The organism is Bacteroides sp. AF32-8BH, from assembly GCF_003435205.1.
In the GTDB taxonomy this organism is placed as follows: Bacteria; Bacteroidota; Bacteroidia; order Bacteroidales; family Bacteroidaceae; genus Bacteroides; species Bacteroides ovatus.
In genome coordinates this window covers 1-16,774 of the sequence record NZ_QVLZ01000040.1, presented here as the reverse complement: position 1 = coordinate 16,774, position 16,774 = coordinate 1, and the positions used below count along the sequence as shown (strand labels likewise).

The 16,774-nt window shown below is 39.3% G+C and carries 10 protein-coding genes; all 10 read right to left on the bottom strand.

What is annotated here, in order from left to right; translation table 11 throughout:
* Positions 1 to 631: 631 nt before the first annotated feature.
* Complete coding sequence (locus DWZ47_RS23250) at positions 632 to 2,044, bottom strand: DUF5009 domain-containing protein (RefSeq protein WP_004307221.1); 1,413 nt, start codon at positions 2,042 to 2,044, stop codon at positions 632 to 634.
* Positions 2,041 to 4,695 (bottom strand): alpha amylase family protein, encoded by a 2,655-nt coding sequence (locus DWZ47_RS23245; RefSeq protein ID WP_061448114.1) that lies wholly within the window; start codon positions 4,693 to 4,695, stop codon positions 2,041 to 2,043. The genes DWZ47_RS23250 and DWZ47_RS23245 overlap by 4 nt, the downstream gene beginning before the upstream one ends.
* A 7-nt stretch (positions 4,696 to 4,702) precedes the next feature.
* Complete coding sequence (locus tag DWZ47_RS23240; protein WP_004297569.1) at positions 4,703 to 6,136, bottom strand: calcineurin-like phosphoesterase C-terminal domain-containing protein; 1,434 nt, start codon at positions 6,134 to 6,136, stop codon at positions 4,703 to 4,705.
* Positions 6,137 to 6,158: 22 nt separating this feature from the next.
* Positions 6,159 to 7,562 carry an alpha amylase family protein gene (locus tag DWZ47_RS23235; protein ID WP_008644145.1) on the bottom strand — a complete coding sequence of 468 codons (1,404 nt, stop codon included), beginning with the start codon at positions 7,560 to 7,562 and terminating at the stop codon, positions 6,159 to 6,161.
* Positions 7,563 to 7,615: 53 nt separating this feature from the next.
* Complete coding sequence (locus DWZ47_RS23230) at positions 7,616 to 8,614, bottom strand: phosphodiester glycosidase family protein (protein WP_117514845.1); 999 nt, start codon at positions 8,612 to 8,614, stop codon at positions 7,616 to 7,618.
* 94 nt (positions 8,615 to 8,708) lie between these two features.
* Complete coding sequence (locus DWZ47_RS23225; RefSeq protein ID WP_004308394.1) at positions 8,709 to 10,406, bottom strand: DUF5018 domain-containing protein; 1,698 nt, start codon at positions 10,404 to 10,406, stop codon at positions 8,709 to 8,711.
* An 18-nt stretch (positions 10,407 to 10,424) separates the two neighbouring features.
* Positions 10,425 to 12,086: a RagB/SusD family nutrient uptake outer membrane protein gene (locus DWZ47_RS23220; RefSeq protein WP_008644147.1), complete on the bottom strand. Its 1,662-nt coding sequence runs from the start codon at positions 12,084 to 12,086 to the stop codon at positions 10,425 to 10,427.
* Between the two features lie 18 nt (positions 12,087 to 12,104).
* Positions 12,105 to 15,329 (bottom strand): SusC/RagA family TonB-linked outer membrane protein, encoded by a 3,225-nt coding sequence (locus DWZ47_RS23215; protein WP_117514843.1) that lies wholly within the window; start codon positions 15,327 to 15,329, stop codon positions 12,105 to 12,107.
* Positions 15,330 to 15,381: 52 nt separating this feature from the next.
* Positions 15,382 to 16,545, bottom strand: a complete 1,164-nt coding sequence (locus DWZ47_RS23210) for an AGE family epimerase/isomerase (protein ID WP_117514842.1) — start codon at positions 16,543 to 16,545, stop codon at positions 15,382 to 15,384.
* A 40-nt stretch (positions 16,546 to 16,585) separates the two neighbouring features.
* A partial coding sequence (locus DWZ47_RS23205) for an MFS transporter (protein ID WP_147330794.1) occupies positions 16,586 to 16,774 on the bottom strand: 189 nt, incomplete at its 5' end.

The window sequence follows — 16,774 nt, the reverse complement described above, 5'->3', positions numbered from 1 at the left end:
TAGCGTCACTATTTTTAATACTCCTAATAGATGGCTTTTTATATGTTATATCGGTAAAAACAAATCTCCAAATATCAAAATGGTAAAATATCATTTTGGTATTTGAATGATGCTATAATTGAATTTATTCAGCTTGTTAACTGGACATAGAAAAGAATCGCGTAGATTAAGCATTAGTATTATTCAGAAATTAAAGAAATCCTTCCTTTATAGAGCACAATCATTTCTATTTAATATCATGCATTACATAGTGAATATATTTATCAATCTTTTCGTGCTTTTTGTTTAATAAAACAAATTCATCAAAGCACTTCTAATAAATCAATAAATCATGTTTTTACGAGCAGAATATGCTTCCTTTTAAATGTACGTGACGTTTCTTTAAAGCCAACCGTGTGTTTCTTTAAAACTAACCGTACGTTTCATTACAATCAAGCGTGTGTTTTTCTATAATAATACGGTAATTTATATGCAAATGACCGTTCTTTTATTCGTAATTATGCATATAAATACCGTATTTTATTGTTTTCTCTTTCTACTTTCTCTCATTTACAAAAAGTGAGAAATAATAAAATCAAAGAAAGAACGACAATATGTCGATCAATTTGATATAAACTAATCATATTGATATTTATGTTCTCCAAAACCACTTGATTTTTGTGAAGAACATAGTTACTAAAACAGCTAAAGAAGTAAGGATTGCTCCCTGAAGAAATCCCAACCAGGCATTTTGTTGAAAATAAGATAATAATGAAGCAATTCCAAGTATATTAGCCAATGGCATAATCAACAAATCGCCGACCACATAAGCTATCATCGGATTCTGACCGGACATCACCAAAAAACGAGTACTTTTCACACACCGGAAATAATCACAAACGATACTTAGAAATAAAAGAGCTAGAAAAGCCAGTCCGGAAGTGACAAAGAAATAACTAAAAGTAGTTGGATCTTTTTTAATACCATCCTGGAAAGGCTCAAAGCACAAACCCAGAAGAAGTAAATATGCCCCTGCGTTAAACAACTTTCTCCATAATAAAGCTATTCCATCCACTTTACGTGGAAATATACACTTACCAGCTAATAACAATAAAACAGTAAACACAAGGTTGACAACCAAATTACGAGTGTATAGACCGTAAAGATTGCTAATGATGATAACAACGGATAATATCATCAACATAATACTCATTTTACGATAAGGAGATGTAGCATAATCATCCGTCTCTTTTTGATATGCTTTCATCCACTCCGCTAAATACTCCCCGGCTATACTGCCGGGAATAACGATAAATAAGTATTTCAAATAATCAAACCGATACATCCACGGCAGAGGAGTATAATTAAATACACTCTGTGTCCACGAACCGTCAACCGTACTCCCTACTATCATAGCCATCAGCAATATCAGAATTCCTAAACGCATCCAACGATTATGCATTGTGAAAATGTAAAGGATAGAACCGAAAATAGCCATATTAGCCAACAGCAAAATGATAATGTTGCTGGAGAATAAACTGAATGTTTTCCCATCCGCATAAGAAGTGGTAGCCAACATAATGGCAGCGACAATGTAAGCTCCCACTTTTATTGAAATATGTACCCAATCCGGCATTTTCAAAGGAATGCGCATGAACATGGGAAATAGAACAGCAAAACAGAGTATAGCCAGCAGCCATGCTCTGATATCCTGCGGAGAACTTAACATATACGGATAAAAATGCTGGATGAAAATAGCAAAGAAAGTCAACTGAATCCCCCGTTTGACAGCTTCATAAACAAGTTTTAATTTTGAATCACCTTTTTCAGCACGCTTCCTTATGGAAAAAGGAAACGCGGCTCCCATAGCGAACAGGAAAAAAGGAAACACAAGATCTACCCAAGTAATACCGGGCAACAGAGGATTAAACACATGATCTGGCGGAGGCGTTTGAGCATGACTCATCCAACCGGGAAGAACATGCGTTACGATGGTAGCCGAAAGCACCATCGTAATAATTGCATATCCCCGTAAGGCATCTAAAGCTAAAGCTCTGTTGTTCATAAAGCTCCCCCCTCGCGCATTCCTTTTTCTACTTCTTTCCAAAGATTCTTTTGGATGATGTGTACTATATCGAATACCATTAGTCCATCCGATCGACGAAGGTTCATCTCTATTGTTTCGGATAATTTCCCCGGATTATCATAGAACTGATCCACCAAGATGCCGCCCATAAACTTGTTGTCTTTAAGAATCTGACGCAAGTGCTGACAGGAACCTTCTACACAGTACCATGTACCGGCTTGAGCCTGCGAATCAGTCTCGTTCCAGATGTTGCGGTTCGTTTTCTTGTATTCCTCTATCGTTATGTCTGTATAGTAATTTCCGGTTGCATACAAATCGATCAGTTCCGCGTATCCGTAATTTTTATATTCGGGAGTGGCCCAACTGAAGTCTTTAGCCGGATCATACTTTTTGCTGGCGAAATTAACTCCCACTTCATAGTAAGACGGATACCAAGCTCCGGTATATGTGCCGAAAGAAACTTTTGGATTGGCGGCTTTCACTTCCTTACGTGCCAATGCCATAAAATCAGTAATGTTTTTCGTTCTCCATTCCATCCATTTCTGGAAATACTTTCCCGGTTGTGTGATAAACTTTCCATCCGTATTCTTCTTCCAAACAAAAATATCTTCGGGGAACTTCGCCACTTTCTTACCTATATATGCTTCAAACTTTTCACGTGACAGCGGTGAGAAGTCGGCTGTTATACCATCATAACGTACACGATCGAGCATCAAACCGTCCAAATCAGAGTATTTGGTCACCACTTCTTTCAGTACATTTAGAATATGCGTACGATATTCCTCGTTCAAAGGATTGATCATAGCACCATATTTATGTTTTTCTTCCGTAATCGGAATAATACCTTTCTCGGGAGTATACACCATGGATGCCCATTCCGGATGTCCGCTGTATACCATTCCACGATCGAAATAATTATGCCCGGCACAGAATACATTTAATGAAGCATGAACCTCAAGACCCAATTCGTGCCCTTTTTTAATGAAGTATTGCAAATAATCAAAATTCCCGGCCTTTGCGCCTTTCCACTCTTTCATTTGTGGGGCAAACTGACTTTGATAAAGTACTTCTCCCGTAATGGGCCGTATATCCACTATTGCATGAGTGAAACCTACTGATTTGATTTTCTCCAAATAATAGTCAATCGAGTCTTTATGGCTGAAACGTTCGAAGTTAGCTTCGGCATCGAACCACATTAACGCAGGTTTCTTTTTGATTACAATCCGGAAAGGAGAAGCAGGAATAGCCGCATTATTGCATAATTCTCCCAACATATAATTCCGGAAACAATAACGTACCTCTATGGGGGCATTGATCGAATCATTCCAGACCTCTACAGTAGAAGAACCATTGATAATTTCCGCTTTGGCCGGTCGGAATATACCATCCGTCCCCACTATTTCAAATCCTTTCACGTTTTGATTTTCCGGGATCAATCCTTCTTCACCATGTTCAAAGTCTATTTCTACTACATTCCCTTTTACTCGGTGGGATTTGTATATAGGACCGGAATATTGAATACCTTTACGATGATACGTTTTTGCCAATGCCCAATAAGCCAGTCGTTCACCGACCTTTATCTTATAGGGCGAATGAATAAAGTTTTCACTCCCGGCATCACCTGTGGTCACCATTCCAACATTTGGAACAGCTGACATCAACTCCAACTGACACTGGCGGAACCAAGCCCAATCCAGTTTATCATTGCCTTCCGATTTCCATGGTGCAATCTGTACGTAATAAAATGGCATTTGGGGATTGTTGAAGAATGTTCTCCATTGAGAAACCATTGCAGGAAATAATCTCTTATATAATCCGGGATCGGGTGTGTTTGCTTCACCTTGATACCAAATCACTCCTTTAACAGGAAATCCTTTCCATGGATTCACCATTGCATTCCACAATAATGTAGGAGTCCCTGCCGTCCACCCGAACTCTCTCTGTATTACATCAGGCAATGCTATTTCCGGAAAGCCCGATAAAGTCTCTTTATTCATCCAAGCCTCTATTTTTGACATGCTCCAGGAACAATGTATCAGACCGACAGGAACATCCAAAGATTGCTGTAACTGATTGCCAAAGAAATAGGCAGTTGCACTGAAATCAGCAACATCTTCCGGAGAGGCTTCTTTCCATTCTCCGTCCACCCCAGCTTCCTGTGGAATGGTACTCCAGGCATTTTTTACAGTATAGAGACGCAGTGGACGTTTGGGATTAGCAGATACAATGTATGGCTGGGAACCAAACACAGGCTGTCCACGGAATCCTTTCACTGGCATTTCCATATTCGACTGTCCGGAACAGAACCAGACTTCTCCTATTAAAATATTCTGCAATGTGAGGTCCTCTCCATCCGAGAACGTAATACTATACGGACCTCCAGCTACCGGTGTTTGGAGAGAAAGTTTCCATTCACCTTTTGCATCAACATTCGTTTGGATTTTTTTATTATTCCATGAAGCGGTAGCCTGCACACGTTTTCCCGAAGTCGCTGTTCCGGAAAAAGTAACTTCCGATTGTTGCTGTAACACCATATTATCCCCCCAAATGGAAGTAAGGGTTACTTTCGCTTCTGTTTTCAGGAGAAAGGAGAAGCATATCAATAATATAAAATATTTGGCTTTCAACATATGATTCTTATTTGTTTTCGACAGCTTCAGTATACACATTGCCGAAGCGATCTGTTACTTTCACTTCTATTTTAGCATTTTTATTACGGGGAGTAGCATGAAATAGATGTTCGGTAAGAACTGGGGAAATCCATTCATATTTCACCTTTTCTTTGTCAGAACAGATTGCTTTGGCTGCAGGATCATATCCTTTGTAGCGTTGCATTTCTCCCATTCGCTTTCCGTTTTCATACCATTCCACTTTCCACTGTTCATCCCAGTTCCATACGTTAGCAATAATATCGGAAGGGTACTCGTCAGATGATCCGGCCTGATATACATGTAATTGATGCTCTTTCGGGTAGCCTGCACTTTTATATAGCCATTTCACTTGGTTCCCGTCTACTTCATATACCCCATATCCCCTCGGAGTACCATCCACATTAATATCTGCACGCCACCAAGTACCGCATACGGCAGCTGTGTTATGTTCCATTAATGAGTCATTAAAACATACGTTTACATTAAAATGTGTATGTCCGGAAATGATGTGGGCATTATAACCTTCCAATAATTTATATAGTGCAGCTGTATTGACCGTTTCATCTTGATCTAGCGTGTTATATCTTAGCTTCTTCTGAAGACTGGAAGGAATATGCATCACTACAAAGACAAGTTTGTCTTTTGGCACATAAGAGAGGTCTTTCTCCAGCCATTGGAAAGTACGTTCATCAATGTAACCTATATATTGATAATCACGGTTGACATAAAAGCAATTGTCAAGCACGATATAATGAGCATTACCTTTATTTAATGAATAGTAGATAGGACCGAAATAACTTTCGAAAGTGCGATAAGAATATTCAAAAGTACGCCCTCCATACGTCATGTCGTGATTACCAATTGCCCGATAGATGGGAATCTCTAATGATGATACCGTATCTATATAGGAAGGATATAAAGAAGGAGTATCTCCTACGATATCCCCACAATCTATGCCGAATACTTCTTTTTTGCCCATATACGGACGAATATATTCTTTCATATCTTGCAGATATTTAGCATAAGCCTTTACGTCATCTTCGGAAGTAACCTGCGCATCTGCCTGCACCAAAAACAAATGATTGATCTCATTTTGCGGATTTCTTACCAATTCGAAGTCGTAAATATCTTGCTTGGCCGGATTCAGCTTCTGATAGAATAAAGGTATTGTTTGTTCTGTTTTCGGTAAATATCCGGAAGGAGTGGATAAATAAATGAAACGAACATCCCTATTAGGGGGGAGAGTATATTGGCCTTGCTGGTCAGTCAAAACACAGTCTATTCCGTCGGTCACTACTACCCCCGGGACTCCTGTCCCATTACAGGTTACTTTCCCGCGAATAGGGTTAGAAGGAATCTGGGCTTGTAAATTCAAGCCCAGACCTATTAATAAAAAGAATTGTAATAAATATATTTTCATAATTAGTTGGTTAGTTCAAACCTCATTCTTCGATAGATTCCAGATATTTATCAAAGCCTGTTTTAAAAGCGTTCCAATAGTCGTATTTCTTAACGTGGCAAAGGTCGAAGGCAAAGAAGCCGTCACTATTACTGATACAAGCATCAATAGTATCCGGAATTTTTGCAGATTGTCCTCCGTCAGTCCATCCGGTACTGTTACCGATATCTGGTCCGCCTGCAAAAGGTACATCTCCTTGTAACAGTTCACGTCCATTCTTACAAAAACCTTCCATGGTCCATTCGCCACTTCCATATATATTGTTCACGGAAGCATAAGCACCCAAAAAGATATAGTCCAAATGGTCCGCATATCCATAATTCTTATAATCGGAAGTAGCCCATTTCGGATAATAAGCGGAGGTGTTGTATTTAGGGCTGGCCCAGTTCACGCCTGATGTATAGTATGTTGAATACCAGGCACCAACATAAACTCCAAACTTGATATTGTTATTGACAGATTTAACTTTCTCGCGTGCCTTTACTATGAAATCATGAATAACTTTCGCTCTGAATTCCAACCACTTCTTAAAATAAACAGGCTGGTCAGAAGGTATTTCATCCGTACCGGGTGCCATAATATCTGCCGGGAAGTTTGCTACAGTTTCACCGATGTATTCTTCGAACTTCTGTTTGGAAATATCTGAAAAATCGCTTTCTAAGCCATAGTCATCATAACGACAACGATCCAATATGATGCCATCCAAATCATATTTAGCCAAGTCGGCCAACAACTGTAAAACAAAGTTTTGTACATCATCATTAGCGGGATTGAAAAATTTCGCTCCATAATCGGTTTCATCGTCCAACAAATCCATCGTATTGGTTAGCCCGTCAGCTAGATTAGCTACACTAGCCCATCCTTTTTTTGATTCATCACGGAACAAGACTCCATCATGTCCTAAATTATACGGACATAAATAGCCTCCTACAAATGTATTGATAGAAGCATTCACTTTTAATCCTTGTATACGAGCCTCCTCAATAAATGCCTGTAAATAATCCCAAGTTTCCGTCCTTTCATAATAACTATATCCGGAATTACCCCATACATCCATACGTTTCACCTGATCTACAACATTAGTATTGAATAATACATCTCCTGTAGTGGGACGTACATCGACAATAATATCAGTGAATCCTGCCGCTTTTATCTTTTCCATATCTTTGGCTATGTTTTCCTTACTATTGGCATAGTCAGGAAAATTAGCAGCCGCATCAATCCAAATATATCGTGGCTTAGCTTCTGCAACATCCGGCTCGTCCGGCTTTTCTGTCGAATTATCGTTCCACGGCCATCCGGGAATTCCATCAGAATCATCACTACAGGAGGTTATTGTAACTGCTCCCAAGAAAGTCAGTATTAGTATTTTTAGAAATTTTCTCATATCATACTTGTTTTATTAGGTATATACTGCCTGATATATCCGCAGTACATTTTTTATTTAAGAGTGACTACTGATGCTACGGATCTTTCGTCTCCGCTGGAGTCACTTGTCTTGATAGTCTCTTGCCCATTGACTAACATGCAACTGGAACCACCGCCATCCAAATTGATAGCATCCGTACATCCCAGTGTTTTCATGATATTAGCTACATTTTCGGTGGTCATACCGGCAACTCCCGTTGTCATTCCATCTCCTTCACACACAAAAAGAATCATTTTCTTATCATTGGTGATACCAATAGCCGAACGAGGTCTGTTCACCGTGGCGCCAATATCTGATAAAATTTCTTCTTCGTATGTATTCTTTATGTTTCCATCCAACAGAAGTACGGGGCCACCGCCTATTCCTGTTTTAGCATTTAAGACAGTTCCTGTAGACGGAAAATTTTCGTCAGGAGTTGTTTCTGATTTTACCGGTGAGGGCTCTGAATACCAATAAGTAACATTGGATAGTGTTGTGTAAGTCCACATTGATTTGAATGAGCCATCATTCATTTCACAGAATGCAGCTAATACAGGATACCAGAATGGACCGTTAGTCCAATCTTCTGCTGTTACATTATTGTTCTTACACACCATTTCACCGTTACGCCATATTAGGCTTAATGACCCCTCATAGAAGAAACCTCCATTGATTACAATTGTGGAGTTGTTCTCTTCATAAAATTCTTTTGGCTTTTTCAATCCAGTCTTTTCTCCTAATACACCAAATGCTGCCTTACTCATATCACCTACCGCAATATAAGCTATCGCTTTTTTGCCTTCCAGTGTTTCTGGTGATTTATATACGTTGATATGTTCAGGCAAGGTTCCATAAGTGCTTTTCACATTGGTCCAGCCTAAATTTACAATATCAGGATTGGCTTCAACAGGTTCAGTTGGAGTCTCCGGCTCCGCCCATGGCCAATCCGGGATATCAGTGTTATCATCACCACATGCTATGAAAAAAGGCAGTAATGATAATAACCATAACATTTTTTTCTTTGTTGACATATAGCTACTCCTTTAAATGATTTACAGATTTTTTTATCCCATATATGATGAATGGGTATTTTCTCATCATATATGAGATAAAGAGATCAATTAATTATTTGTCGATACAATCAAACTCATATCCTCCGATAACCTTACAGTTGTTATCCACGTAGTAAGCACGGAGCTTATATCCATCTGTTGTCGGAGCAAGCAATACATCACCTGTTGCAGCTACACCATCGGATGAATTGTATGAGGAAAGTGAAGGATTGAATGACAGAGCATCTGAAGTAGATATTGTACCAGTGAATGATCCGTCTGACGTTACATCATACATATATAAGCATGGAGTTCCACCCCATTGCGGGAAATGAGCTGTACATACCAATACAAGATATTGTGCATTATTAAAGCTTCTTGTATCCAGACAGTTGTTATTCATTGCCCAAGAATTACCATTGTCGGAGTCTTCCAGAGATTTACTTGCATTATTATTTGTTCCATTCACCCAATAAAGAATGTTAGAATCATAGTATGACAAAAAATAATCACTTTGAGCAGTAGTTCCTTTAGTCACAACTTTAGTGTTTGATGCGGGAGCTCCCCAATTACCTACACCATTCACTGTTACTACTTGAGGACTTCCCAATACACCGTCTGTTATAATCCAACGAACAAACTTATTGGAACCTGAACTGGCTGTTCCGTCACAAGTAGCAATAATAGAGGCATTAGTATTAATATCTCCTTGAACAGACACTTTCGTACCCATATCTAACCCTGTATTATTAGTATAAGTAGTCAATAAAGTTGGAGCAGTCGTAACAGAAGAAGTCTTATAGATTGAGAAAGACTTGCCATTAGTAGCCTTCGTTGCTAATAATATATTTCCCCTACTATCACTTGTCATACATCCTAAAGATGCAACACTCACACTACCCAAAGTTACATTACCAATCTTATTTCCCGTAGATGCATTGTAATATGCAGGAGTTGTGGTACCATCACCCAAGCAAACTACCAGATTATTTCCGGAAACAGCTAAAGAAGGTGCATTTGCTCCAGTCCAAGGTAAGCCGATAACTCCCATATCCAATTTAAATAATTCTGTCTCACTACCTTTTCTATATCCGTAAGGAATCTTATCCGGTACTGCTTTTTGAATAGTATAAGTTTGCTTTGTCACTCCATCGTGAGCAATCACTGTAAGCTCAACAGGTGAATTAAAATTAAGAGGCTCTGTTTTAGGATCCGGTGACATGGTCGCATGAGCCGACAGTGAATAATCTGCCAAGCAAGAAGATAAATCTTCCGCAGAGATTAAAGATACAGTTTTGTGGTCTTCATCAATAATGCCTGTAATGTCTTCAGACGGTATTGAGAAACTTAATAACTGACACTTAGTAGACTTAACTCTTTCGCCTGTGATGCAGATTTGTTTCTTATATCCTTGAGCGTCTGTATAAGTGAAATAATTCTCTTTAGTCAGATCGAGAATTGAAAGAACCGGTTCAATAGTACAGTTTGGTGCCAACTTTGCCTGAATCCTCATCGCTTTCATATATTCTGAAGTTTCATTATCACTATTTTCCGGATAATACCATGGCATAGGAATTACATACTTATCTACAGAAGCATCTGCAATAGTATATACCACAGCCTCTTTATCCACGTATGGCCCAGAAGTAAAGAGTGCAGTCAAGCTCGTGATTCCCTGTCTGTCCGCAGTAGGAAGCACATATTCCGGATCCTGGCAAGAACTCGTGAGAGCCAAAATCCCTAATAATAGATATAATATATTCTTTTTCATAATGTTTTCATTTTAGATTTATTGCCATTCTGCATATTGAGTTACCGCACCGTTATTGTCCAACTCTGCCTGTGGCATTGGGAAACGATACATCTTAGTCGGGAAATTACGATCTTTATCATCACATTCTGTATAAATGTAAGTGAAAGACCCATTTGCATTTTTCTCTATTTTCATTCCATGAAGACGAATACCGGTAAATGCTGTCGCAGATAATTTCCAACGACGCATGTCCCAATAATAATGTCCTTCATAAGCAAGTTCTACTTTGCGTTCCTGACGGATGGCTTTCATTAAATCATCCCCACTTTTGTCTGTGTAAGACAATCCCACTCTGTTACGAATATCTTTTATGTCTTTATTTGCCTTATCCGTATAGCCATTCAGATGATAACATGCTTCTGCATGATTCAGTAATACCTCTGCGTAACGAATTTCTGTCCATGGCTGTGTACTGGCTTGTATGGAAGTAAAATTATGAGCTTCATCTACCAGTTTACGTAAATAATACCCGGTAGTAGAACGTCCTTCCGGTTTGGCATCTGTTTTCCATGCAGCCCAACCATCAGTACCGTTTACGAAAGATTCTATCGGTCTGCCTTTCCATGTTGCTCCATTATAAAGAATGGTAGCTTTAAAGCGTGGTTCTAGTTTATCATAAGGAGGAGTCGTTGTAGTACCTTCAGCAGTATGCCATGCACTCCAATCGGGGAAGCCACTACCATCTGCATATTCATACGATTCAACCATCTCTTGTGTCGGAGTACCGAATCCACCAGTCATGGAATTGCCGTCGAGCGCTTTATCACCTCCAGGAACCATATATCCATCAAAGTCATGAGTCACAGTGGAACTCTTATCATAACAATATTGTAGAATGGCTTCTTTGCTTCCTGCTTTAAAGGCATTTGAATAGTCTTCTTTTGCTTCTAATTCATAACCCATTCCCATCACCTTTTCAGCTGCAATACGAGCGTCATCCCATCTTTCCGCATACAACATAGCTCTCGATAACATTGCATAAGCAGCTCCGCTAGTTAAACGTCCGTTAGGAGTTTTATCAACAGGCAAATGTTCACCGGCATATTTTAGATCATTATATACAAAATTCCATCCGTCGGCTTCCGAACTAACTGGCATATCCTTTTTTATATTATCCAGATTCTCATCGTATATAATCACTTCTTTATAACGCTTTAATAAATCTGTATAGAGATACCCTCTGAAGAAACGCATTTCAGCTTCCAAGCGTTCTTCATCAGCCTGACCAAATGAAGCATATTTCTTTAATTTGTTGATACCTTCATTGACACGGCGCACATATTCGTACATCGTCCCCCAGTTGCCAAGGTAAGTACTAACATAATTCACTGTGAGAACAGAACCTCCATAAGCAATTTCACTAGGTATCTGACATTTAGCCATATAGTTGTAGGAACCATATTTAAGCTGATCTGTCAGAGCTTCTGTCATTCCTGCCAAACATTGTCCATCCCTGTAGGCTCCTAAATAATCTATATAGCGATAGAAATCGTTGACTGCCTGTTCTGCATAGTCGAGTTTACTCCATACAAGTTTATCTGATGCTCTGTCTGTTGGAGTCATGTCCAGATAATCACTACATGAGCCAAGCCCTAAAGAGGCTCCCAACAATATGATACTTAATACTTTTGTTTTCATAATAGAACTTTTAAAGGTTTAGAAAGTCAAAGTTATACCGCCCATAATGGTGCGTTGTTGAGGATAGTATCCGTTATTTACTCCCGGAGATTCAGGATCGATTCCATCAGGAAGACCGGAAATCGTGAATAAATTAGAACCTTCTACATAAATTCTAAGATTCTGAATACCGACAGGACTCATCCATCTCTTGGGGAATGTGTAACCCAATTGTGCGGATTTGAGACGAAGGTATCTACCGTTACGCAACCAGAAAGTGGAAGCTAATCCATTATCTCCTCCGTGTCCTTGATTACCCAGTGTAAGTCGTGGGAATGTTCCATTCGGATTTTCTACTGTATATGCATTCTGAACCAGATATAGTGGTGAGTTGGCTCCTTCTTTAAATGCCTGTGTCCAGACTGTATTATCGTCATATCCATTGTAATAAGTTCCTGTCAACGATACATCAAACAGTGCACCTCCAGTAAATTGTGCACTTAAATCGAATCCATTCCAAGCACAATTCAGGTTCAAACCGTAAGTTAATTCGGGACGATTGCCACGTCCAACACGTGTTCTGTCATCTTCGTCTATTTTACCATCACCATTTAAATCTCTGTATTTGATATCACCGACATTAGGACGAGTGCCATACCAGGCTGAATTGTTTATTTCTTCTTCTGAACGGAATAAGCCATCTGCAACCCACACAACAGAAGCATCGACACTACGTCCTGTGCGTTTTCTCCACTCTACTGTGTTCGGACTATCCGGATAACGGAGATAACGGTTTCTTGCAAATGTCAGATTGAAGCTTGCGCCATAGGAGAATGGCTTGCCTGCCAAGTTTAATTTATTACGATGGCTCACCGTTACTTCAACGCCTTTGCTATCCACCTTATTATAGTTGGCATAAGTATAATAATATCCTCCCATAGATGGCGGGTAATCGCCTCCCATTGCTGTCAAAATATCATAGGTATAATTATAGAATGCGTCAAACTCCATTCCCAACAGACCATTCCACATCGTAAAGTCAAATCCTGCATTGTAGGTTAAGGTGTTCTCCCAAGTTAGAGTAGGATTGGCAATTACAGAGGCGCGTAATGCTTGCATTACTTTTCCATTCAGAATTGTCTGGTATGCATTTTTGTTACCATCCATCAAATTGTAAGTACTAAGGAAAGCATACGGACTCACTGCATCGTTTCCTAATAAACCGACAGATGCACGTATCTTCATATCATCCAGAAATGTCAGACTAGACATAAAATCTTCTTTAGATATTCTCCACGCTACTGACGCTGACGGGAAGAATGCCCAACGTTTCCCACTAACATTGCCGGCAAATTTGTAAGAACCATCATATCGACCTGTAAACTCTGCCAAATACTTATTGTCATAGTCATATTTCAAACGAAAAACATAACCAATACTACGATTTGCATCACTGTATCCCGAGATTGGAGAGTCTGCCGGTTGTCCAAAGCTCAATTCTGGTAGTTCAGAGAAACTCATGTTCTTATTATAGCCGGAGAAACTGTTTTCTTTATAATCCCGGATTTCTGCCAATACCATTGCTTCTACATTATGTTTTCCGAAGGAGCTTGCATAGTTTATACTTCCTTGGCCTACCATTTGATGAGAACTATACTGTCCTTCACCTAAATTTATTCCATTTGCTGTGCCGCGAGGATCGTCTGCTTTAGACCAAGTCCAATCTGCTGTCGAAGTCGGCATTTTATGTATATATGTGGAGTAAGGCGTATTCAAATTCTTATTATGAGAAGTTGTATAGTCATAAGCTCCGGTTACTTTTACACTCAAACCTTTAACCCAAGGCACATTGTATTGCAATGAGATGTTGGTCTGCAAATCAAAGCTATTGGTATGCTTGTATCCGGATTCATAAATAGCAGCCAACGGACTGTTGGGCAGACTTGTGTTATTCTGTGTAGTAGCAGTATAAAGTCCGTCATATGTTTCCGGCAAATAGGGATGCATCATTATAGTCTGATGAGCTACTGACAACCAACCTTGTTCACCCAATTCGGAATTAGAATCCGTACCGCCTGAAGCATATCCCGGAGTTTCACGTTTACCGACATTTCCTGCAATACCTAAACTTAACTGGAAGTTCTTAGCCAGTTGAGTCTCAAGATTAGTTCTTAAATTGTATCTCTTGTAAGAGAAATTGTCAATGTTACCTTTTTGACCTAAATAACCCACAGAAGCAAAGTAACGCATCTTATCACTACCTCCCTGTATTGTTACATTGTGTTTCTGATTAATACCGGTTCCGAATACTTTATCAATATAGTTAACATTATCCCATCCGTCAGTAGGATCACCATTCAACATAGCTTCCACATTCGCCTTTGTAAAAACGGGATTATATTGACTAATGTTTGAAATGCTTCCATTAGCCATTTTATCCATCATGTCAGCCATATTATAATAATATGCAAATTGAGGTCCATTCATAAACTGCGGGAAGTTTGCATTCATAGATGCTCCTATTGAACCATTATAAGTGATTTTGGATTTTCCTTCCTGACCTTTTTTTGTAGTTATAATAATAACACCACCGGCTCCTTTTAATCCATAAACAGCTGCAGAAGCTCCATCTTTCAAAACAGATACACTTTCGATATCATTAGGGTCAATATCATTAATAGAACGAGGCATTCCGTCTACTATATAAGTAACATTATAAATAGAGCCACGAACTCGTAATGTAGCCTGATCGTCTCCGGGTTCACCAGATACTTGAACAGATGAAATACCTGGCAAACGTCCACCTAAAAGACTCGACACATTGGTTGCCGGTGCTTTCAGCAGTTCGTCGCCTTTCACCGCAGATACGGCTCCGGTTAAAGATTGCTTCTTGGCAGTACCATATCCTACCACAATCACTTCATCCAAAGCTGCCACATCATCTTTCATAACCACATTAATGGTCGTCTGACCTGCTACCTTTATTTCCTGATCTGACATTCCAACATATGAGAATGATAAAATGTCTTTTGCGGTGGCCTGAATGCTATATTTTCCATTTACATCTGTAATAGTGCCATTAGTAGTTCCTTTTACGACAACACTTACTCCTGGTAGCGGTTCTCCTATACCATCAGTAACAGTTCCTTTCACTAAACTCTGTGCATGACTACTGATAGCACATGCAAATAGCGCGTATATTGAAAACATAAATATTTTCAATATACGAGAGTTCTTCTTGATTTTTGAGTTAAACTCTGTCATAGAATTAATTTTTAGATTATTAATATAGATTGGTTAACATATCCATTATTGTTTATAGCTGTTCCAATACTTTCCAGCATTGGTATAACCCTCTTGGTACATGGAAACATCCTTTCCATTTTCCTCCTTTGAGTGGTAGTAGCACTTCACCTCTCCGATTTAAGTATCCATACCATTCGGGATGCTCTTTATCTTTAAAATGGGTCCATGTATAATCGTGTACTTTTTCAAACCATTCCAGACATTGGTTATCTCCGGTCAATTGATAACTCTTCAGAAGAGATATGAGTGTTTCAATATGCACCCACCAGAGTTTCTGGTCCCATTCCAGTTGTTGGGGAGGACAACCGTTACGATCCATAAAATAGTAGATACCTCCATATTCTTTATCCCAACCATATTCAAGCATTGTAAGAGTGATATTCTTAGCCTTTTCGATTAATTCCGGACGGTTTAGGCGTTTCCCTAAATCCATTATAAACCACATGGCTTCAATCGCATGGCCAGGGGTAATCTGCCGTCCTTCAAAGCAATCTATCAGATTACCATTCACATCTACATTCTCAACAATGATACCACCAAGTTCGGGACGATAGAAGACAGACATAACTTCATGAATACAAGTATCCATCGCTTGTTCCAAATAGTCCTTGCCTAAAATATGCTCAATTTCCATAGCAAGATTGCATAGTATCATCGGCAGGGCAAAATTTTTTAGATTACGAGTGCCCGGATGAAGTTTATTCCATTTACCTTTCGGATTATCTACTTTGGAAAGGATAATATCGAAGGTTTTCTTGGCAATGTCAGCATATTCCTGATTACCGGTTGCAAGGCTTAATTGCCCGAAAGCCATGGCAGCGAATGTATATGAAAAGATATTGTATGGTTCTACCAATGGTCTACCCAAACGGTCAAGGGAAAAATACCAGTTATAGTCTCCATCATGTCCATATTTTTTTAAAAACTCACCACCTTGAACGGCACAATCCAGCCATTCCTTACGTTTTTCCACTTTATTGTAAAGCATAGAGAACATCCACACTTCGCGGCCTTGCAGCCAGATAAATTTATCTGTATCGAAAACTCTTCCTTCACGATCCAAACAGGTGAAGTAGCCTCCATATTCATGATCTTGTGAGTTTTCAAGCCAGAAAGGAAGAACATTATCCAAGAGTTCATTCTTGTATTGATTTGCCAGTTTCTTAAAATCCATACATCTTTTATTATTAAGTTATTAAGGTCTTTTTGTTTTACTATTCCGAACGGGTCCAATATCTTTCAATCTCTTCCAGCGACTTCCCGGTGGTCTCCGGCACGAGTTTCCAGACAATCAGCATATACGGTACGCACATAACGGCGAACAGGAAGAATGTTCCGGCGGGGGTAAGATTCTGGAGCATCCAGGGGGTTAACTGTCCGATCAGGTACGTTCCGATCCACAG

Excerpts from the sequence above, each read along its gene's own strand:
- DWZ47_RS23250 (WP_004307221.1), bottom strand. The coding sequence starts at position 2,044 with ATGAACAACAGAGCTTTAGCTTTAGATGCCTTACGGGGATATGCAATT.
- DWZ47_RS23245 (WP_061448114.1), bottom strand. The coding sequence starts at position 4,695 with ATGTTGAAAGCCAAATATTTTATATTATTGATATGCTTCTCCTTTCTC.
- DWZ47_RS23240 (WP_004297569.1), bottom strand. The coding sequence starts at position 6,136 with ATGAAAATATATTTATTACAATTCTTTTTATTAATAGGTCTGGGCTTG.
- DWZ47_RS23235 (WP_008644145.1), bottom strand. The coding sequence starts at position 7,562 with ATGAGAAAATTTCTAAAAATACTAATACTGACTTTCTTGGGAGCAGTT.
- DWZ47_RS23230 (WP_117514845.1), bottom strand. The coding sequence starts at position 8,614 with ATGTCAACAAAGAAAAAAATGTTATGGTTATTATCATTACTGCCTTTT.
- DWZ47_RS23225 (WP_004308394.1), bottom strand. The coding sequence starts at position 10,406 with ATGAAAAAGAATATATTATATCTATTATTAGGGATTTTGGCTCTCACG.
- DWZ47_RS23220 (WP_008644147.1), bottom strand. The coding sequence starts at position 12,086 with ATGAAAACAAAAGTATTAAGTATCATATTGTTGGGAGCCTCTTTAGGG.
- DWZ47_RS23215 (WP_117514843.1), bottom strand. The coding sequence starts at position 15,329 with ATGACAGAGTTTAACTCAAAAATCAAGAAGAACTCTCGTATATTGAAA.
- DWZ47_RS23210 (WP_117514842.1), bottom strand. The coding sequence starts at position 16,545 with ATGGATTTTAAGAAACTGGCAAATCAATACAAGAATGAACTCTTGGAT.